Consider the following 20,221-nt stretch of genomic DNA (forward strand, 5'->3'; position numbering starts at 1 on the left):
CCCATTGTAGTTTCGTATAGCAGGAAGTCAACCTTTATATCACGAGTTCGTTGTGATTATTTTGAAAAATGCAGTAATTCCTTCCATTCCTCTGGCGCAAAAAATACGGCGCTCAGTTCGTAAGATCAAAAAAAGCAAATGCCGCCTTTTAAAGCGGCATTTGCTTCATTCCATCCCCTTTAGGGATCGTGATCATTACAGGTAGGCTCGATTAATCTTGTTGCCCTGTCGGCATATGGGCAGAAATATCTACGCCAAGCCCATGGGCAAGTCGACCACCCAATTGCGCGTCCGCCCGGAAGAAATGACACAGTGCACGCATCTGGATCTGCACAGGAACTCCCTTAAGGTCATTTACAAGATTGCTCAAGAGATTCTGTTGCTCTTGTGGCGTATACGAACGGAACAGCTCGCCAGCTTGTGTGTAATCATCCGTCTTTTCAATCCGTTCCCGAGTCACGTTCCCTTGCAGCGGCGCCTCGCTATCCCGATACGCCGGATCTTCCTTCGGAGTATCTTCATAGCTGTTCGGCTCGTAGTTTACCGGAGACGGGTTCTGGTTCACGTTCATCAGACCGTCGCGCTGGTAATTGCGAACCGGAGCGTAGGGGCAATTCACCGGAATTTGCATATAATTCGGTCCCAATCTGTGCCGCTGCGTATCCGGATAAGAAAACAGGCGGCCCTGCAGCAATTTGTCTTCGGAAGGTTCGATTCCCGGAACCACCACGCTTGGAGAAAATGCAGCCTGCTCCACTTCGGCAAAGAAATTTTGCGGATTGCGATTCAAGGTCATCGTTCCTACGGGGCGGAACGGGATGACATCCTCCGGCCATGTTTTAGTCGGGTCCAACGGGTCAAAGGCGAAATCGTCCATCTGCTCCGGCGTCAACAGCTGCACCATGAGCCTCCACTGAGGGAAGTCGCCATTTTTGATGTGATCGTACAGGTCGCGGGTCGCATGGTTGAAATCCTGCCCCTGCACTTGCGCGGCCTCTTCACGGGAGAACGTGCGAACGCCTTGCAACGACTCCCATTTGTATTTGACATAATGAACCTTGCCCTCTGCGTTGATCCATTTGAAGGCATGCACGCTGAATCCGTCCATTTGCCGGTAGTTGGCTGGCGTGCCGAGATCGGAGAATAACCAGGTAAGCATATGCGTGGATTCGGGCGATAGCGTCATGAAGTCCCAATACCGGGACGGGTCCTGGATGTTCGTATCCGGGGCCGGCTTAAGCGAATGGACCATATCGGGGAACTTTATCGCATCCCGGATGAAGAACACCGGCAAGTGATTGCCCACGATGTCGTAGTTCCCTTCCTTCGTATACAACTTCACGGCAAAACCGCGCGGGTCACGCGCCGTCTCCGGCGAACCCGTGCCATGGATGACCGTGGAGAAACGAACCAGCACCGGTGTCTCGGTACCCGGCTCCTGCAGGAAATCCGCCTTCGTGAATTCCTTCATGCTCTCTTCCAGCCTGAATACGCCATGGGCTCCTGCACCTCTGGCATGCACGACGCGTTCCGGAATCCGCTCCCGGTCAAAGTGAGCAATTTTCTCGATCAGGTGGTAATCCTCCAACAATGTGGGGCCCCTTCTCCCTGCGGTGCGCGAGTTTTGGTTGTCTCCTACCGGTGCGCCTTGGTTGGTGGTCAAACGTTCTGTCATATCATGCTCCTCCTTATTCAGTCATTATCATGTGGGGTATGCCACGCCATGGGTGTATATCAAATTCATATGCAAATGGGTCGCATTTGAATGTACATTTAGACTAGATCTAACTGTTAAATCGATTCTAACATGTACCCTATCGGCTTGCATGAGATTCGCATGATTTTACGATGAGATTTGGGCGTTCTTCATGAATGAAACATGAGCATGGATATGGGCAAAAAAAAGAGCGGACTAATCCGCCAGGCGGTAGCCCACTCCTCTTACCGTTACGATATATTGCGGGGAAGCCGCGTTATCCCCCAGCTTTTTGCGCAAGCTTTTGATATGCACATCCACCACGTTGCTTCCTCCGGTAAAGTCCGTTTCCCAAATGTCGCTGAGCATTTCCTCGCGAGAGATGACCGCGCCTTTGGCATCGATGAGCTTCAGCAGCAAATCGTACTCCGTTTTCGTCAAATGAATGCGGGTGTTATCCCGCTGCACGCTCATCTTCTCTCGATCCAGCCATAAATCCTTGAAGCCGATGCGATGATCCTCCTCCGGCAAAAACGCGCGTTTGGGCAATACCGGACTATTGCCGATCATGCGCTGTACGCGGTAAAGCGCCTCCTGCGGACGGGCCGGCCAGACCAGCAATTCCTCCTGCAGCATTGGCCCGCTGGCGTTGCCGATCATATTTTCCCCAACCAGGTACAAACATGGCGTAACATGTTCCGCCTCGCGGTTCAAGCGGCTGCTGATGCCGGCAAAAGCATCGATGGTTCCAGCCACGGACAGATCGTAGATCAACAGGTCAAATACAAGACGTTCATGCAGATCCGGTTCCCACCGGTGAAATACCAGCACATCAAAGCAGCTGTCGGTCAGTGCTTTGACGAGTTCATGCACCTGGCCCGGCATCGGGCTAATCAGAATGACGCGCCGCGTAACGGGGCATGCCTCTACCATAGGCACTTGTTCGGACAAAGCCGGCTTGACCCGCAGCGGCAAACGGCGACCGGACAGCTTTATTTTCACTTGCCCCGTTTGTTCCTGCATTCTTCGCAGACACCTCCAAAGACCACGTGAGCATGGTCGATTGCATACCCGGTTTCGTCGGCCACCTGCTTCAACCATTCGGGTGGAACCACGGTCATGACTTCATCCACTTTGCCGCACATTTCGCACATAATATGTTGGTGGTCATCCATCCGGGCATCGTAGCGGCTTGCCGCTTCTCCCAGCTTCAGCTCGCGAATCAGTTCCTTCTCGGTCAAATACCGCAGCGAGTTATACACCGTGCCGTAAGCAAGGTTATATCCCTGCTCCACCAATCGGTTCATGACGTCCGCCGCAGTCGGATGATCTTCCGAGTGGCGAACCACATCGTAAACAGCCTGTCGTTGTATCGTCAAATTTAACGTTCTCACAGCCATTCTCCTTTACTCTATCCATTCAAACCGCCCAAAGTTCACATAACTTCAAGCGGCCATTATATTGTTTTGAATCATCATAATCAATTTCAATTTAGATTAAGTATAAATCTTTATATACAAAAAAGTCAACAAAGCCTCCGTTTTCGGTAATCCCTGCCCTTTTTCAACGTTTTTCACCACCATCCGCCTCTATATCGCGGGATAATATGGTTCGCCACCAGCCCTTTTTTCATATAGAATAAAAGAATGTGCGCTGAGAGGAGGAGAGTTTGTTGATAAGCACTTTTTTCGTAAATGTCTGTGTCATGATCACCTTTATGTACATATCGGGAATCCTTGCTAAATTTTATGGTATTCGCATTTCCGAGCCTTCGATCCGTACTCAGCTCATCGGAGGCCTATTGTTCGGAATCTATGGCACGGTGCTTATGAACTACTCTTTCCCTTTGAACGAAACGACCATCGTTGATCTGCGCCATCTTGCCGTCGTTACCGCTGCCGTATATGTCGGCGGCATGGCTTCAGTTGTGTCCGGGCTTGTCATTGCCTTGCTGCGCATCGTCTTGTTTGGCGTGTCCTCTTCTGCCATCGACTCGGCTTTTGTCTTGACGATCATCGGACTGACGGGCGTATATTTCCATTATGCCTCCTGGGCCAGATTAACCAAAATCATAACCATGAACCTGCTGGGCTTGTCGCTCATCTTTATTATCCTGATCATGAACACGTCAAGCATAAATTCGTTGATGAAAGTGTATCCGCTGCAGATGGCCATCTCCTTTATCGGGGGATTGTTCATTTATGTCATCGCGGAATTTATCAATAAATCGAATGAACTGCTGTTCCAATTGGAACGGCGGGCCTCCACGGACCATCTGACCAACCTGGGCAACCGCAGGCAGTTCGAAAAATCGCTGGAACTCCAGCTTCAGCAAGCCAGGCAGCATAACCAATATCTCTCGCTTCTCGCCATCGACATCGACCGTTTCAAAAAAATAAACGACAGCTACGGCCATAGTTCAGGGGACGCCGTATTGAAGCAAATCGGGCAATTGCTCCTGAACCAGGCGAGGCCGACCGACCTCGTTTCACGAAACGGCGGCGAGGAATTCGCCGTATTGTTGATAGACTGCAATGCACATCAGGCCATGGCCATTGCAGAGCGCATCAGGCATGCCGTCGAAAAATACGTATTCGCCCTGCCTGACGGCAGCACCGTTCGCCTCACCGTGTCCATAGGCGTTGCCGTCTTTCCGGATCATTGCGACGAATACGATGACAACGACCTCTTCGAACACGCGGACCGTGCATTGTATGAGGCCAAAAATACCGGCCGGAACAGAGTATGCTCCATTCCGAAGCCGATCGAACTGCAAACCGGCGAGTGCTGACCCGCCCGACTGAAACAAATATGAAGGGATACCCCGAGACTGGCGCTCGGGGTATCCCTTTTTCGATCGTTTAGAGGCCGATCACGCCTTTATGCGCAAATCAGGCCAAAATGCGTTCAATTTCGCCGATGATTTCCGCGTCCAGTTTGATGCCTGAAGCTGCCGCGTTTTCTTTGACCTGTTCAGGACGGCTTGCTCCCACGAGCGCGCTGGACACGTTACTTTGGCGCAAAATCCAGGCCAAGGCCAGCTGCCCCACTTTGATCTCCAGTTTGTTCGCAACCTCGATGAGCCGATTCACTTTGGCGATCTTGTCGGCATTGATTTTGCCTTCGTCCCAACCCAGTTTCGCAGCCCGGCTGTTCTCCGGAATGTCGGATACGGATGTGTATTTGCCCGTCAGCAAGCCTTGAGCCAACGGCGAATATACTACTTGTCCGATGCCTTTGCGCTCGCCGAGCGGAATGATCTCTTTCTCAATGTAACGATCAAACATGTTGTATACGGGTTGGTTCACAACGATATGATCCAGCAGCAAACGATCTGCCGTGCCCAGCGCGGCCTCCATCTGCGCTGCCGTCCACTGGCTGACGCCCACGTACAGCACTTTGCCATGACGCACGAGATCATCGAGTGCACGCAGCGTTTCTTCGATCGGCGTCTCCTCGTGATAGCGGTGGCAATAATATATATCTACATATTCAGTTCCTAACCGTCTCAGGCTGGCCTCGCACTGCTCCATGATGTGCTTCCGGGACAAGCCCTGGTCATTGGGGCCGTCGCCCATTTTGCCGAACACCTTGGTGGCCAGAACGTATGAATCGCGTGGACGTGCTTTTAGCGTCTGTCCAAGCAGCTCCTCTGCCGCTCCGCGCTCATACACATTCGCTGTATCGAAAAAGTTAATGCCCTCATCGAATGCGGTTTCAATGGAGCGAACCGCGTTCTCGCGTTCCACATACCCGCCATATGTCAGCCAGCTGCCAAGGCTGATCTCGCTTACTTTAAGTCCGCTTTTGCCCAGTCTGCGATATTCCATTGATTCTACATCCTCCTCATGCAATAGGTTATGGATAAAGTTCCCTTTCCATTTTACCGCACATTGCGCAAATAAACAGTCCAAAGTTGTCCATGAACCCAATAGGATCATGTCCCTGGGCGGCATCCATCTTCAAATTCGAAATTTTTTTATCCGTGCAGCGATGGGGAATACGGCTCCCGAGGGCGAGACAGTGTGATCATCCTCACACCCAAAAAGCCTATATATAGTTTATAAATAGGTAATGTTCATCTATATCTAGTATTCAACGACATAACTTTATAGATCAATGGATTATGGGAGGAATTTTGATATGAGTACGCTTGAACGCGTTGCCCCGCCGTCCCCGGACCTGCTGTCCGATCTCGGGCGGCGAATCATCGGTGCGGAGGATGCGGATACACTTCGGGAAAATGCCAACCTCAATGGCGATTCCTTCAGCGGAAAAATGAGCAGGCTCGGTTCGGAAACGGCGAAATGGCATGCCATGCGCCACGTACTGCCCCGGGAGCTGTCCGAAGCGGTGGAGAACGGCGATCTGTACGTGCACGATCTGGACCAATACGCGCTTGGAACGACGAACTGCATATTCATTCCGTTTGACCGGCTGCTCGCTTCCGGTTTCAACACGGGCAACGGCTCGGTGCGTACTCCGCAAACGATCATGTCGGCCATGGCGCTGGTTGCGATCATTTTCCAGTCCCAGCAAAACAGCCAATACGGCGGCGTCTCGGCCAACAAAATCGACTGGGACCTGGCGCCTTACGTACAGCGCTCCTTCCGCAAGCATTACCGCAAAGGACAGCGGCTGTTCGGGGAACAGGCCGCGATCGGGGACGAGCAGCTGCATCTGGATAGCGAGCAGGCACAGCGCGCCTGCCCGAAAGCCTATGCGTTCGCCTGCGAAGAAACGGAGCAGGAGACGGGACAGGCCGCCGAGTCGCTGATCCACAATCTGAACACGATGAGCAGCCGGGCCGGCGGGCAGATTCCGTTCACGTCGCTCAACTACGGGCTGTGCACGTCCGCCGAGGGCCGCCTCGTTTCCCGGTCGCTGCTGGAAGCGACCATCCGCGGGCTGGGGAACGGCGAGACGCCTGTGTTCCCGCAGCATATTTTCCAGTGCAAGCAAGGCATCAACCAGGCCGAAGGAGAGCCGAATTACGATCTGTTCCGGCTCGCGATCACCTGCTCGTCACGGCGGATGTATCCCAATTTCGTCAATGTCGATGCCTCCTTCAACTTGCCGTATTACCGGCCGGAGGACCCCGATACGATCATTGCAACCATGGGCTGCCGGACGCGCACGCTGGCCGATCGTTTCGGGCGCAACCGCCAGAGCGGCAAAGGCAACCTGTCCTTTAATACGATCAATCTCGTTAAATTGGGCATTCGCTTCGGCATTTGCCAGGGCACTCGGGCCGTCGCCGACCGCAGCGGATTCTATGAGGCGCTCGACTCCGTTATGCGCAATGCGGTTCGCGGGCTGCTGCACCGTTACCGCATTCAGACCGGCCAGCCCGCCAAAGCGTCGGACTTCATGATGCGGGAAGGCGTATGGGAAGGCGGCGAACGCCTTGCGCCGGATGAACCGGTGGCCGACCTGCTGAAGCACGGTACGTTGTCCGTCGGTTTCATCGGGCTTGCGGAATGCATGACGGCGATGTATGGCCGCCATCATGGACAGGACCCGAGCATCCACCAGGAAGCGCTGAACGTCATCCGCACGATGCGGGAGTTCTGTGATCGCATGAGCGACGCCCATAACCTGAATATTACGTTGTTCGCAACACCTGCGGAGGGCCTTTCCGGCAAATTCACCAAAATCGACCGGGCCAACTATGGCCTGATCGAAGGCATCAACGATCGCGAATACTACACCAACTCGTTCCACGTTCCGGTCTACCACGCGTTGCCGGCCTATCGCAAAATCGAACTGGAGGCTCCGTTCCATGCGTTATGCAATGCCGGAGCGATCTCCTATATCGAGTTGGACGGCAATGTACGTGCCAACACGACCGCGTTTCAACGCATCGTGCAATTTGCCCTTGCCCAGGATATCGGCTACTTCTCCATCAACCACCCGATTGACCGCTGCACAGGATGCGGTTATGAGGGGGTCATCGGCGCAGTTTGCCCAGGCTGCCAGGCCCATGAGGATCAGGTACATATCCAGCGCTTGCGCCGGGTGACCGGTTACCTGACCGGGGACTATAAAGTGCGCTTCAATGCCGCGAAGCAGGCCGAGGTCCGGGATCGGGTGAAGCATAAATGAACCTGTTCGGCTATATCCCCGAATCGGTCAATGAGGGACCGGGTCTAAGGGCCGTACTGTTCATCAGCGGATGCCGCCATGCCTGCCCGGGCTGCTTCAGCCCGGACTCGTGGAGCTTTCGGGCAGGAGAGCCTTTTACGGCAGAGCGGCAGCGGCAGATTTTGCAGGAAATCGCGGACCATCCGCTGCTGGAAGGAGTTACGTTATGCGGCGGCGATCCTTTTTTCTCCGCAGCGGAATGCAGCGCATGGGTACGTGAGCTTCGTACTGTCAGGCCGGACCTTAGCGTGTGGGCGTATACCGGATTCGTCTACGATGAACTGATCGCCGACCCGGCAAGAGCCGAGCTTGCCCGGCTGTGCGATGCGATCATCGACGGCCCTTATCTGGCCGCAGAACGGGACATTTCGCTGCCTTACCGCGGCAGCCGAAATCAACGGATCATTGACGTAAAAGCCACCTTGGCCAGCAATCACATCGTTATAATGCAGACGGATGCATTGTAACGGTGTTTTTTTGTTTAATTATTGCATTGGCATAGCACCATTGATCCGCCCTGAACGAAACCAACCCCGACAGCTGAAACATTTTGGGCAAAAGACTGGTTACGCCGGAGGAACGGTAAGGACGGCAAAAAGGCAGAGCCCCTGACTGCAGGAGCTGCTGCCTTTTTGCCTCGGCATATGACGCCTTGATGATGAATAACTAAAAATTCGGTTATCGGATTTCGAAATAACTGATCCGCACACCGGCGGACAGCACAATGTATACATCGCGTTGGCCGGAAGCTCCTTGAAGCTCTGCCTTCAAGGTAGACCATTGCTGCGCTCCGCCCTTGGAAGCCTCCGCGCGTCCGGCAAGCGGGCCGTCCGGAGCATCCAGACGAACTTCGATTGCCGCATGGTCCAGCTCTGCCGATACGCGTGCTTCGAATGCGGCCGCACCGCTGCCCAGATCGGCATCTTTGAAGGCAATCCATCCCTGCTCGCCCGTAACACGTACGGCAGTGCCGCCTTCCTTGCTTTCATCGAGATCCACGCCGGCATATGCATCGTAATTTTCCGCACGGGTTGCTGCAGCCAGGTTGCGCGGAGGAATCGTTTCTCCATCCACGCTCAGATCGGCAACCAGCTGAATATCGGATGAGGATTTACCTACCATAATGGAGTAAGTCCCCGCCTCTACTACATAACGGTCCCGGGTTACATCCCAAATGGCAAGTTCCTGAACAGGCAGCGTGAAGCTGACTTTCACGGTAGCTCCAGCTTCGATATGAAGACGACGGAAGCCTTTGAGCGTTTTGAGCGGGCGTTTCACGCGCGATTGTCCGGCACGAACATACAGCTGCACCACTTCGTCGCTCGCCACGGACCCGGTATTCGTCACGTCCACCGTAACGGTTACGTTCTCTTCCGTTCCCGCACTTGCCGGGCTCAGCGCCAGGTTACTGTATTTAAACGGAGCATACGTCAAACCATGACCGAACGGATACAACACGTCTCCCTCGAAATACTGGTACGTTCTTCCGGATTGGATGATATCGTAATCTTTGATGTCGGTCAGTTGGTCGGCGGATTTCACCCACGTCATGTTCAGGCGGCCTGCCGGCGCATAGTCGCCATACAGCACGTCAGCGACGGCGTTGCCCAACTCCTGTCCGGCATGGGATGTGTACAGCACCGCTGGAATGTTCTCCTGTACCCAGTTCGAAGTGAACGGATAACTGCCCACAATGATCACGATGGTGTTTGGATTTGCCGCATGTACAGCCTCGACAAGGCGCTGCTGGGATTCTGCAAGATCCAGGCCGGGACGATCAATCTCTTCCTTGCCGTTCACGAGCGGATTGTTGCCCACGAACACGATAGCCGTTTCGGCTTCTTTCGCGGCGGCGACCGCTTCCTCCAAACCGTTCACGACGATCTCTTTCTTAAACGTTTGTTCCGCACCAAACGTCTTGATTTCTTCCGACACGGCGAAGGCATCCTGGCCGCCGTTCGGCGCAGTGACCGTTTTGCCGTTCCATGTCGTGAGGCCAACGCTGCCATCCTCTTGAGGCAACAGATGGAATACCTCTTTGACGAACCAGCCGTAAACTTCGTCCGCAGAAGCGGTTACTGTCTCTTCGTCCGTGGTGAGGTATTTGCCGTTGCTCTCCGCCTGCAGCGTATAGCTGCCAAAGCCCCAATCGGTAAGCTTGAACGTTTCCGCTTGGCCGGAAGCGATGACAGGCGTTTTTTCCCCGTCTGCCAATCCTACGGCCTTGCCGTTTGCAGTCGATGTCAGCGTGATCCGGTCGTCCCCGTCTTTGTACGTAACGTTGTCGATGCCGATTTTGCCCTGGATGGCTTCAAGCGGGGATACGCTGTAAGGCATCGTTCCTGCATACCAGTCGCGGTAAACCGTTCCGCCAAGCTGTCCGATGACGGCAACCTTGCCGGACTTGGTTTTGTCCAGCGGCAGCGTGCCGTTATCGTTTTTGAGCAATACCACTTGTTCTCTTGCCGCTCTGAGCGTCAATGCTTTGGCTTGCTCGGTCATCATGGCTTCTTCGCCGATGGAAGCGTACGGATTGCCTTCGGCCGGATCGAACTCGCCCAGGCGGAAACGAACGCGGAACGTGTTGAACAACGCACGGTCGATATCTTCCATAGTCAGCAAACCTTGCTCAAGCCCTTCGCGCAGCGCTTGTTTGGACAAATCCGCATCATCGGTAATGCTGTCGATGCCTGCCTTTACGGACTCCACCGTACCCGGTGTGTGGGAATCATAGTATTTATGATCGTTCTTGATGCCCATAACGTCCCCTGCATCACTGACGATAAAACCGTCCATGCCCCATTCGCCTTTGACGATCTCGTTCACGAACGGATGGAGCAGCGCCGGCGTGCCGTTAATGGAGTTGTACGCCGTCATCATCGACTGTGCGCCGCCCTCCTTGAACGGCTTCTCAAATGCTTTCAAGTAATATTCGCGCATATTGCGCGGATCAATGCTGGAGGAACCGCTGCCGCGATCCACCTCATTGTTGTTGGCCAAAAAATGCTTCAGCGTGGCAACCGCTTTATAATACTTCGGGTGGTCGCCCTGAATCCCTTTGACTAACGCTGTCGTCAGTTCCGCCGTCAGTTCAGGGTCTTCGCCGTAAGCTTCTTCGTTGCGTCCCCAGCGCGGATCGCGTTCCATGTCGACGGTAGGCGCCCACAGCGTCAAGCCGTTTACCGCCGGGTTGCGTTTGTAAAATACGCGTGCCTCATCGCCGATCACCGAACCGATCTCTTTCATCAGGTCGGTATCCCATGTGCAGGCCAAGCCTACCGGCTGCGGGAAGGAAGTCGCTTCGCCGAGCCATGCCAAGCCGTGGGCCGCTTCTGTCCCATGTTTGTACGCAGCGATGCCGAGGCGTTCGACGGCAGGCTGATACTGCAGCATGGATTCGATTTTCTCGTCGTCGGTGAGACGGGATACCAGGTCTTTAACCCGTACATCCAGTTCAAGCGTCGTATCCTGGAAAGGATATTTGGTCTGGTTGGTCATATCGGAAATCTCCTTTTAAATAGCCATAGTTAATCAAGCCATGATAGCGAATACATTAACAATCTCCAATGAAGCTGTTACCACTCTGTTTTTTTGGTTTATAAAAATGGAGAATACCCCCTATTTACAAGGGATATCGTCTTCCCAGCTTTATAAGAACCTATTTACTAAAACGGTTTCGGTATTCCTATCATAAAACATGTTCGTTAAAAAAAACAGGGGGCGACTCCAGGAAAATGTGAACATTACCCACAGGATATCCGCTTTGATCGTTTTTTTCCTAAATCGAATGGCAATCATGAATAAATGTGAGACCAGAATTACCACACAGGAGGAAACCGAATGAACAGCAAACAGCATCCCCCTACCAGACTGCCTGAATTTCCCAACTCGCTCTGGAGAAGCACGCATACATTCCCGACCTTTCCGACGCTTGAAGAGGATGCAACCGCAGACGTTGCGATCATCGGCGCAGGAATTGCCGGCATAACGACCGCCTATTTGTTGGCCCAGTCGGGACTGAGCGTCATTGTGCTCGAAGCAGGCAAAGTACTGGACGGGACGACGGGACATACGACCGCCAAGGTGACGGCGCAGCATGGAGTGGTCTATAACGAGCTGCTGCAGCACTTCGGACATGAACAGGCACGCATGTATTACGACGGCAATACGGAGGCCATCCGTTGGATGCGAGCCTTGGTCCAGGAGAAACAAATCGATTGCCAATGGGCTGAAGAAGATGCTTATGTGTACATTCAATCCGAGGACAATTTGAAAAAGATGGAGTTTGAGCTGACCGCCTACGACAAGCTGGGGATTTCCGGCGATTGGGTCTCCTCCCTTCCCGTATCGGTCCAATCCAGGGCCGGCATACGCATGCCCGGGCAAGCGCGCTTCGATCCGCTGGCGTACTTGCATTATTTGCTCGATGAAGCCGTGCAAAATGGCGTCCGCTTCTACGAAAAAACCACGGCAACGGACGTGGAGGAAGATGCGTCCCTGCATGTGCGGACTTACAACGGTTCGTCCGTCACCGCCCAGCATATCGTCGTGGCATCCCATTTTCCCGTATATGATCCGGGCTTTTATTTCACACGCCTGCATGCCGAGCGCTCCTATGCCATTGCAGTCGAGCCCGGGAAGCCATACCCCGGAGGCATGTACATTTCGGACGACGAACCCAGACGTTCGCTTCGTGCGGTCATGCATGAAGGCAAGGAGCTCATCGTGTTCGGGGGAGAAAACCACAAAACGGGCCAAGGCATCTGCACCTTCGGCCATTATGAAAATCTGGAACGTTTCGCGGAGGATACGTTCGGCATCGTCAGCATTCCTTTTCGCTGGTCGGCCCAGGACCTGATCTCGATCGACAAGGTACCTTACATCGGCCCGATTACAGGGCGACATGAGCGCGTATACGTCGCTACCGGGTTTGCCAAATGGGGCATGACGACCGGTACGATGGCTGGCCATATCCTTGCCGACCGCATCACCGGACGGGACAATCCCCATGCGGCCATATTCGATCCCGCACGGTTCAAGGCCGATCCCGGATTGAAAAACATCGTGGTCGAAAATGCCAACGTCGCCAAAGAGCTGATCTCCGGCAAGGTTGGCCTGACACATGCCACCGCAGACCAGTTGGGGACTGACGAAGGATCCGTCGTCCGTCACCAAGGCAAACGCGCCGGAGCTTACAAGGACCACAGCGGCAAGCTGTTCCTTGTAGATACGACCTGTACCCACCTTGGCTGCGAGGTGGAATGGAATGAAGGCGAACGTACATGGGATTGCCCGTGCCATGGTTCGCGATTTGATTACACCGGCAAAGTCATCGAAGGCCCTGCCACACAGGACCTGCCCGCACTTGAAACACCGCAATAACGTTTGAATACGGCATCGGCTTTAAGGACCTGGATCGAAATCCGTCTCAGGGCGGAGGTTATCGATTCAGGTTTGCCGTATGCTGTTTTAGGGGGAACCCGCACTGCCTCTCAAAAGACGTTTACATGCGTAAAATCATGTTCCAGAGCCCATTTTAATTCACTATCTTGCATTATACAGTACCTGATGGTATCATTGTTTCTGTACTACTGAACATTACACAATAGTAAAAAAACATCGAATTCAAGGAGGGACCTGCGTGAACGTGAACATCCAGTTCAAAAAGGGAGTTCTGGAACTGTGCGTCCTGGTGCTGATTCATCGGCAGGACCGTTACGGCTACGAACTGGCACAGGCGGTCTCCAGACATATTGAAGTAGCTGAAGGCGCGTTATACCCGCTATTGCGCAGACTCGTCAACGAAGGCTACTGCACCACTTATCTGCAGGAATCGAGTGAAGGTCCGCCCCGGAAATATTATAAGCTGTCCGATGCAGGACGCGACTACATGAGGACGCTCTCGAGCGAATGGAACGAATTCGTGCGCAATGTGTCAAATCTATTGGAAGAAGGGAACCTGAATGAATAGACAACAATTTATGCAGGCGATGGAGTTTCATTTAAGGCCGATGGATCCGTCGGAACGCAATGAGCTGTTATCGGACTATGACCAGCATTTCGAGCAGGGGCTTCAGGAAGGAAAAGCCGAAGAAACGATCGTGTTCGAACTCGGTCAGCCCGAGGAACTCGCGCGTGAGGCGCTGGGCGACCGTTATGCGGCCGCGCCGTCAGCGCCAGGCTATGATCATTTTGACTATCCGCCCCCGCCTTACGGATCGCCGGCCCGACATCAGAGCAGCAGCGCGGCACGCACCCTTTTTACAGGCATCGGACTGATTTTTCTGAATCTCATTCTCGGCATTCCTCTCGGCGCCACCCTTTGGTCCATCTGGCTGGCCATTGCCAGCCTGTCACTGCTTATGCTGGCTCCCATCGCTGCAGCAGTCGACTTCGTTTATTTCAATCATCTGGAGATGGCCGAAATTTTCGTAGCCGTTGGCGTATGCGGCATAGGCATGTTGTTTGCGCTGGCAGCCAAATGGTTGTTCAACGGATTTGCCGCCACAACAGCCGGGTACATCCGCTGGAACCTTAAAACATGGAAAGGAGGGGCTTAATCCATGACGGTCAAAAAATGGGTTACTGCTGCGCTTGTATTCATCCTCATCGGAATCATCGGTACCTCGGTATACGGGTTTCAGTTCGGAGATCAGCGGGAAGCATACTCGAAACGCTGGGAATTTCAGAACGACCAGCTGCAGCGCCTGATCCTGGATGCCCATTTTGACGGGGGTATCCGGTTTATCGAAAGCCCCGATGCAAACGGCTATATCGAAGTTAATGGAAAATGGGATCCAGCCACCGTCGAAAGCTTCAAGAAGGCTGCATTATCGAATGGGACCTTCGTTCTTTCCGATACGGAGCAGGCAAGTTTCCAATTTTTCAACCTCTACTGGGAGGATTTGAAATCAACGATGACCGTTGCCCTGCCTGCGGGACACCATTTAAGCGAAGTCAAAATCAGCTCTTCCTCCAGCGATATCGAATTGCAAGGGCTAAACGCCCAAACGCTTGAGCTGGACAATACGTCAGGAAGCGTCGGCCTCAAGGACATCCATGCGCCGAACATTCGGCTCGACCTGACCTCGGGAGATATCAAGGCATCCGGGATCCAGGGCGACGTGGACGTATCCCAGACATCGGGCAGTTTGCGGATTGAAGGTTTGACCGGCGATCTGCATAGCTCCATCCAATCCGGCGACACCCGTGTAACCGATCTCCATGGGACGGCTAACGTTCAATTCACTTCAGGCAACGTCGACATTGAACAGGCGACGGCAGGGTCGATCGACGTATCGGGCCAATCCGGCGACGTCCGCATTCAGGCCGCAGCCGATTTTGCCGGCGTATACGACACTCGGGCCACCTCGGGGGACATCACCACGCCCGACTCGCCAATGACGAGCAGCGACGTAATTAAGGTTCGTACGACCTCAGGCAATATCAAAATTACCCAATAAGGCTTCTCCGAATGGAATTGGGCTGGTGACGAAGCGAATTTCCGATCCTTGGGTAATATAGTATAATCAAAGGCCAGTCCAATTTTAAAGGAGGATTCCTGCATGGAATTGAAAAACAAAACAGCTATCATCACCGGCGCAGGCAAAGGCATCGGACGCGCCATCGCGGAGTCTCTAGCCAAAGAAGGCGTTCACCTCGGGCTCATCGCCCGCACGGCATCCGACCTGGAAGCTCTGCAGAAATCCTTGAGCGAGACGCATGGCGTGAAGGTCATCATCGCGGTGGCCGACATTTCCGATCGCACGCAAGCCGAGGCGGCCGTTGCTGCCATCGAAACCGAGCTTGGCGCCGTGGACATCCTGATCAACAATGCGGGCATCGCCAGCTTCGGCACGCTGCTCGATATGGATCCTGAAGAGTGGGAACGCATCCTGCACGTCAACGTGATGGGTACATACTACGTTACACGCGCAGCTTTGCCTAGCATGATCAAGCAAAGCAGCGGAAGCATCATCAATATCGCTTCCACTGCGGGCGAACGCGGCTTCGCAACAGGTTCGGCCTATTGCGCATCCAAATTCGCGCTGCTCGGCATGACCGAATCGCTGATGCAGGAAGTCCGCAAATCGAACATCCGGGTAACCGCCCTGACGCCAAGCACGGTGAATACCGAGCTGGCCAGCAATGCAGGGTTGAAAATCGGCGACGAAGACCGCATGATGCAGCCGGAGGACGTAGCCGAGCTGGCCTTGGCCACCCTCAAGCTGTCGGATCGCGTTTTCGTCAAAGCGGCCGGCATCTGGACGACCAACCCGCAATAAGCGGCAGTTCCGGTCATTTCTGGACGTTGCATTGTCGGAGGAAGAATTGCTCCCGATATCATTTGGATAACACAAAAACCACGGGTACGCGGTACCTGTGGTTTTTGTGTTTGACGTTGATGCGCAAAACCGGCTGGCAAGAGTAGTGAACTGCCCGCTACGCCACAAAGCATCGTTTGGAGGCTGCATATCAGCGCTTCACGCGCTCCTTCCTTAATGCTCTCCGAGCCGATCCAGATCCAGTTCCTTGGACACGGCGATCAGGATCACCGCAGTCTCTGCACCAATATTCGTGACTTCATGCGGCACGACCGCATTCCAGCTGAACGAATCGCCCGCCTCCAGCGTTTCCTCGTCTTCTCCCTGCTCGGCACGAATCGTGCCCTGCAGCACGAGATGACTTTCTTCCCCCGCATGCTTGCTCACCCCGGTCGAGGCTCCCGGCGGCAGCTCCACGAGGGACATGCGCATCGCTCCTTTGGCCGTCAGGTGCTGCACTTTGACTTGCCCGTCCCCCGCAGTCGTCTCTTTTCGCTCGTTTTTCCGCACCACGTTCATCCGCTGCTCGGGCGTGAGCAGCAAATACGGCAGCGGCACGTCCAGATAATCCGCAATGCTCTCAAGCGTTGCTATGGACGGCGAGGTTTTGTTGTTTTCCACGTTGCTGATGAAACCTTTGGATAACCCTGTTCCTTCGCACAGCTGCATGATCGTGATTTGCTTCTGCTTGCGGATCGTACGAATCGTTTTGCCAATATCCATGTCGCTGCTTGTTCCTCCCTACTTTCAGTGCCTGACTCGCTTACCCGTTATCCTGCTGATAGAAAACAATCCGGTTGCCGGATGGATCAATCACTTCCATTTCCCTGAGGCCCCAAGGCGTCTCCGTAATACCCGGTCTGGAATGCTTGTGCTCCTGCCGGTTCAAAGACTCGCATAACCCATCCAGATCTGTCGTTTCGATGCGCAAGGCAGCTCCTGGGGTGCAATCTCCATAATGCCCGGACAAATGAAGCACGATGCCATCCAGCGATACCTGCATGTACAACGGCAGATCCTCTTCGAAGCGATGTTCCCAATCCACCTTGAAACCTAAATACTCTACATAGAACGATCTGGCCTGCTCCTCATCGAATATACGAAGGATGGGCACTATTCCTTTCAGCATTCGCTTCACTCCTCTGATCAAGATGGCGATACAGAGCTGGATCGAGCCAGCCGGCTTTATTATTGGCATAAGGATTAAGGATTCCCTATACGTAACATATTTTCATAATACAAAAAATATGTTGACCCAACAATGCAATCATGCTACATTTCGTTCATAAATAAAGATATTTGTTTTCTATTGGTGAACTTTATGAAGGTACGAAAGGACTGAATGCACGATGATGCCTTCCTTGTTTATCGCCCATGGCGCGCCTTCCCTTGCGCTGGAGGACAACGCATATACCGAATTTCTGCAAGGCCTTGCCGGACAACTCTCCAAGCCCAAAGCCATCGTGCTCTTCTCGGCACACTGGGAATCCGGAACACAACTTGTATCTTCAGTAGCCCGGCATGACACGATCTATGATTTCGGCGGTTTCCAGCCCGAACTGTACCAGATCAAATATCCGGCCCAAGGACATGCCGAAACGACCAAAGATGTCCTGCATTTATTTGCCAAAGCAGGCATCGAAGCGAAAACAGATGAAATCCGTGGACTTGATCATGGTGCCTGGGTCGTGCTCCGCCTGCTCTATCCGGATGCCGACATTCCGGTCGTGGCCCTGTCGGTGAACCGATACTTGTCCAATGAAGAGCAATACAAAATCGGCCAGGCGCTGGGTGCGCTCCGTGAGCAGGACGTGCTCGTGATCGGCAGCGGCGGCACCGTACACAACCTTCGCCGATTGAACTGGGAAAGCAACGGCGTGGACCCATGGGCCATGGAATTCGATGACTGGCTGCAAGAAAACGTCTCCGCTTGGAACACCGGTACGCTCTTTGCCTATGACACGCTGGCTCCATCCGCTCATGCGGCGGTACCTACGCCGGAGCATTTCGTGCCGCTCCTGCTGGCGATGGGTGCAGGAGATCGCAACCGACAGGCTTCTCTGCTGTTCAGAGCATACCAATATGGAAATCTAAGCCTTTCCTGCTGGAAATTCGACTAAACTTGTTTGTTTCAGAGACAGCTCATTTAGTGTATTGATGGTTAGCAGATCGGTCGGATATGACCTTTTTTGCATAATGCTGCCTTAAGTAAAGCACGCTATAATAACATTTAGTGGAAATGCACATGCTTTAACCAAGCGCACTGCCTTTTGCCATCTAATACATTATTGGGAGGAACATTCAACGTGGTTGAACAACCGAAATCGGAGAGCCTGATGTCTCTCGTCAAAAAAGGAAACACCTCCTCGGCGACGGCGATGGCAGGTAATGCGGTGCTTGCCCTCTGCAAAGGAGGAGCGTTCCTGCTCAGCGGAAGCGGAGCGATGTTTGCGTCGGCCATGCACTCGCTTGCAGACGCCATTAACCAAGGGTTCGTGTTTGTCGGGAGCGTATTGTCCGAGAAACAGCCGACGCGCCGCTTCCCGACCGGATTCGGGCGGGTCATCAACATTTTCTGCATGATCGCCGTCATCGTGGTGACCATTATGGCGTACGAGACCATCCATGAGGGCATTCATCTGCTGCAGCACCCGGCAGGCCACTCGGGCGGACTGTGGATCAACATCGGCGTGCTTCTGCTCAACATCCTGATCGATGGAGCCATTCTCATCAAAGCGATGAAAGAGATTCTGGTGGAAGCACGCGCGCCGAAAACCAGCGGTCTCGGACTCGTTCCCGCAGCGATCAAAAACGTGGGACGCGCCGCCCCGCCTACTCGCCTTGTATTTTATGAGGACGTGGTAGCCGTTTTGGGCGCAACGCTGGCGCTCATCTCGGTGGTAGTTATTGCACTGACGAATTTCGCCTTGCTCGACGGCATCGTCACGACGCTGATCGGCTGCCTTATGATTGCCGTGGCCTTCCGCGTCGGATTTGACAACATGATCGGGCTCATCGGCGTGGCCGCCCCGCAAGACGTTGAGGACAAAGTAACCCGGACGATCCTGGCCGATTCCCATGTTGCGGATATTCAAATGATGCGCATCATTCAGGAAGGCCGCTACTATCATGTCGAAGGTTTGATCGAGCTGACCAAAGGTCTGACACTGGCCGATGCCGACGACATCAAATTCCGCATTCAGGAGAAGCTGATGACCGATCCCGATATCGCGGATGCGGCCATCTCGATCATCGAAGATGACGGCGTGAACACCTGGGGCAAAAAGCAAGCCGAGATCGTAGAGCCTTAACACAAAATTAAATGCGGCAGGCATACAAGATGAACGAAGAACCTAGACTTTGGTCTAGGTTCATTTTAACTCCACAGACCGAGGATCGCATTTTCCAGCTCATGGTATGCTGTATGTAATGAAACAGAGGAATCCGTGACCAACCAGATCATTGATCCCACGATGCAGAGGAGAGATCGTATGTCTAAACGCGCTATTCTGGCGCCCGTGCTGATTTTGCTGGGCGTCTACCTGATGCTTAATCAGGGAGGTTCCCTCGGCCCAGGCACCATTTTCGCCACCTTCTGGCCCACCTTGTTTGTTATCCCGCTAGGACTGTTCTTTCACTGGCTCTACTTTTCCATGATCGGCAGGGGGGTCGGCCTGCTCGTTCCGGGCGGGATTCTGTTAACCGCGGGCATCGTCAGCCAGATCGCCATGCTGTTCGGCAACTGGGGCACGATGTGGCCGGGTTTCATCCTGGCCGCTGCAGTCGGTCTGTTCGAGCTGTACTGGTTCGGCGGCCGCAATCGCTGGCTGCTTATTCCGATCAACATCCTGCTGGTGCTGTCCTTGCTGTTCTTTGCAGTGATGTCGCTAGGCAATATGCTCAGCAGTCTGTCCTTCATTCAGCCATTCGTGGCAATCGGACTTATCGTGCTGGGTTCATGGTTTATTCTCGGCCGCAGCAAAAAACGGATGTAAAAGGTACGGAGAGCGTGCCATGGCTGCGTGCGATAGATGCACGAACGGCTATTGCAACGCAA

Annotated in this window: 18 protein-coding genes; 11 read left to right on the forward strand and 7 right to left on the reverse strand. The window is 53.7% G+C overall.

All coding sequences use genetic code 11. The annotated features are described in order from the left end of the window. Positions 1-211 precede the first annotated feature (211 nt). The 3 genes from SNR34_RS29065 to SNR34_RS29075 all read right to left on the reverse strand — a co-directional run bounded on the left by SNR34_RS29065 (position 212) and on the right by SNR34_RS29075 (position 3,090). Positions 212-1,675, reverse strand: coding sequence for a catalase (locus tag SNR34_RS29065; protein ID WP_339275064.1), 1,464 nt, complete (start codon positions 1,673-1,675; stop codon positions 212-214). A gap of 237 nt (positions 1,676-1,912) precedes the next feature. Further along, positions 1,913-2,719 carry a winged helix-turn-helix domain-containing protein gene (locus SNR34_RS29070; protein ID WP_486180736.1) on the reverse strand — a complete coding sequence of 269 codons (807 nt, stop codon included), beginning with the start codon at positions 2,717-2,719 and terminating at the stop codon, positions 1,913-1,915. Further along, entirely contained in the window at positions 2,695-3,090 is a 396-nt protein-coding gene (locus SNR34_RS29075) for a Fur family transcriptional regulator (RefSeq protein WP_236413193.1), read from the reverse strand. The genes SNR34_RS29070 and SNR34_RS29075 overlap by 25 nt, the downstream gene beginning before the upstream one ends. Before the next feature lie 278 nt (positions 3,091-3,368). Here SNR34_RS29075 and SNR34_RS29080 point away from each other — a divergent pair, with 278 nt between their 5' ends. Continuing rightward, on the forward strand, positions 3,369-4,487 hold the full coding sequence (locus tag SNR34_RS29080) for a GGDEF domain-containing protein (RefSeq protein ID WP_486180737.1): 1,119 nt from the start codon (positions 3,369-3,371) through the stop codon (positions 4,485-4,487). A gap of 100 nt (positions 4,488-4,587) precedes the next feature. Here SNR34_RS29080 and SNR34_RS29085 read toward each other — a convergent pair whose 3' ends face one another. After that, positions 4,588-5,526, reverse strand: a complete 939-nt coding sequence (locus SNR34_RS29085) for an aldo/keto reductase family protein (protein WP_343261842.1) — start codon at positions 5,524-5,526, stop codon at positions 4,588-4,590. Positions 5,527-5,839: 313 nt separating this feature from the next. Here SNR34_RS29085 and SNR34_RS29090 point away from each other — a divergent pair, with 313 nt between their 5' ends. Both SNR34_RS29090 and nrdG read left to right on the forward strand, forming a co-directional pair. After that, a complete protein-coding gene (locus SNR34_RS29090) occupies positions 5,840-7,801 on the forward strand; it encodes an anaerobic ribonucleoside triphosphate reductase (RefSeq protein WP_236413196.1) in 1,962 nt (653 codons plus the stop codon). Further along, entirely contained in the window at positions 7,798-8,307 is a 510-nt protein-coding gene (nrdG, locus tag SNR34_RS29095) for an anaerobic ribonucleoside-triphosphate reductase activating protein (RefSeq protein ID WP_236413197.1), read from the forward strand. Before SNR34_RS29090 ends, nrdG begins: the two co-directional genes overlap by 4 nt. A 211-nt stretch (positions 8,308-8,518) precedes the next feature. Here the strand turns inward: nrdG and SNR34_RS29100 are convergent, their stop codons facing one another. After that, the gene (locus tag SNR34_RS29100; protein WP_486180738.1) at positions 8,519-11,338 is read right to left on the reverse strand and encodes a glycoside hydrolase family 3 C-terminal domain-containing protein; all 2,820 of its coding nucleotides are present in this window, start codon (positions 11,336-11,338) and stop codon (positions 8,519-8,521) included. 342 nt (positions 11,339-11,680) lie between these two features. Here SNR34_RS29100 and SNR34_RS29105 point away from each other — a divergent pair, with 342 nt between their 5' ends. The 5 genes from SNR34_RS29105 to SNR34_RS29125 all read left to right on the forward strand — a co-directional run bounded on the left by SNR34_RS29105 (position 11,681) and on the right by SNR34_RS29125 (position 16,125). Beyond that, positions 11,681-13,222 (forward strand): FAD-dependent oxidoreductase, encoded by a 1,542-nt coding sequence (locus SNR34_RS29105; protein WP_486180739.1) that lies wholly within the window; start codon positions 11,681-11,683, stop codon positions 13,220-13,222. Positions 13,223-13,481: 259 nt separating this feature from the next. Then, positions 13,482-13,811, forward strand: coding sequence for a PadR family transcriptional regulator (locus tag SNR34_RS29110; protein ID WP_339275072.1), 330 nt, complete (start codon positions 13,482-13,484; stop codon positions 13,809-13,811). Further along, positions 13,804-14,400, forward strand: a complete 597-nt coding sequence (locus tag SNR34_RS29115) for a DUF1700 domain-containing protein (protein ID WP_236413204.1) — start codon at positions 13,804-13,806, stop codon at positions 14,398-14,400. Before SNR34_RS29110 ends, SNR34_RS29115 begins: the two co-directional genes overlap by 8 nt. Positions 14,401-14,403: 3 nt before the next feature. Beyond that, positions 14,404-15,303, forward strand: a complete 900-nt coding sequence (locus SNR34_RS29120) for a DUF4097 family beta strand repeat-containing protein (protein ID WP_486180740.1) — start codon at positions 14,404-14,406, stop codon at positions 15,301-15,303. Positions 15,304-15,405: 102 nt separating this feature from the next. Continuing rightward, on the forward strand, positions 15,406-16,125 hold the full coding sequence (locus SNR34_RS29125; RefSeq protein ID WP_236413208.1) for a 3-ketoacyl-ACP reductase: 720 nt from the start codon (positions 15,406-15,408) through the stop codon (positions 16,123-16,125). Positions 16,126-16,338: 213 nt separating this feature from the next. Here SNR34_RS29125 and SNR34_RS29130 read toward each other — a convergent pair whose 3' ends face one another. After that, complete coding sequence (locus SNR34_RS29130) at positions 16,339-16,887, reverse strand: helix-turn-helix domain-containing protein (RefSeq protein WP_486180741.1); 549 nt, start codon at positions 16,885-16,887, stop codon at positions 16,339-16,341. A gap of 40 nt (positions 16,888-16,927) precedes the next feature. Beyond that, positions 16,928-17,293 carry a glyoxalase superfamily protein gene (locus SNR34_RS29135; RefSeq protein ID WP_486180742.1) on the reverse strand — a complete coding sequence of 122 codons (366 nt, stop codon included), beginning with the start codon at positions 17,291-17,293 and terminating at the stop codon, positions 16,928-16,930. Between the two features lie 220 nt (positions 17,294-17,513). On the opposite strand from SNR34_RS29135, the gene SNR34_RS29140 reads away from it, so the two are divergent. The 3 genes from SNR34_RS29140 to SNR34_RS29150 all read left to right on the forward strand — a co-directional run bounded on the left by SNR34_RS29140 (position 17,514) and on the right by SNR34_RS29150 (position 20,159). Continuing rightward, positions 17,514-18,284, forward strand: a complete 771-nt coding sequence (locus SNR34_RS29140; protein ID WP_486180743.1) for a DODA-type extradiol aromatic ring-opening family dioxygenase — start codon at positions 17,514-17,516, stop codon at positions 18,282-18,284. 216 nt (positions 18,285-18,500) lie between these two features. Beyond that, the gene (locus tag SNR34_RS29145) at positions 18,501-19,475 is read left to right on the forward strand and encodes a cation diffusion facilitator family transporter (RefSeq protein ID WP_438286872.1); all 975 of its coding nucleotides are present in this window, start codon (positions 18,501-18,503) and stop codon (positions 19,473-19,475) included. A 180-nt stretch (positions 19,476-19,655) separates the two neighbouring features. Further along, positions 19,656-20,159 (forward strand): NfeD family protein, encoded by a 504-nt coding sequence (locus tag SNR34_RS29150; RefSeq protein ID WP_236413213.1) that lies wholly within the window; start codon positions 19,656-19,658, stop codon positions 20,157-20,159. The last annotated feature ends 62 nt before the right edge of the window (positions 20,160-20,221 follow it).

It is taken from the genome of Paenibacillus sp. XP01 (genome assembly GCF_057364885.1).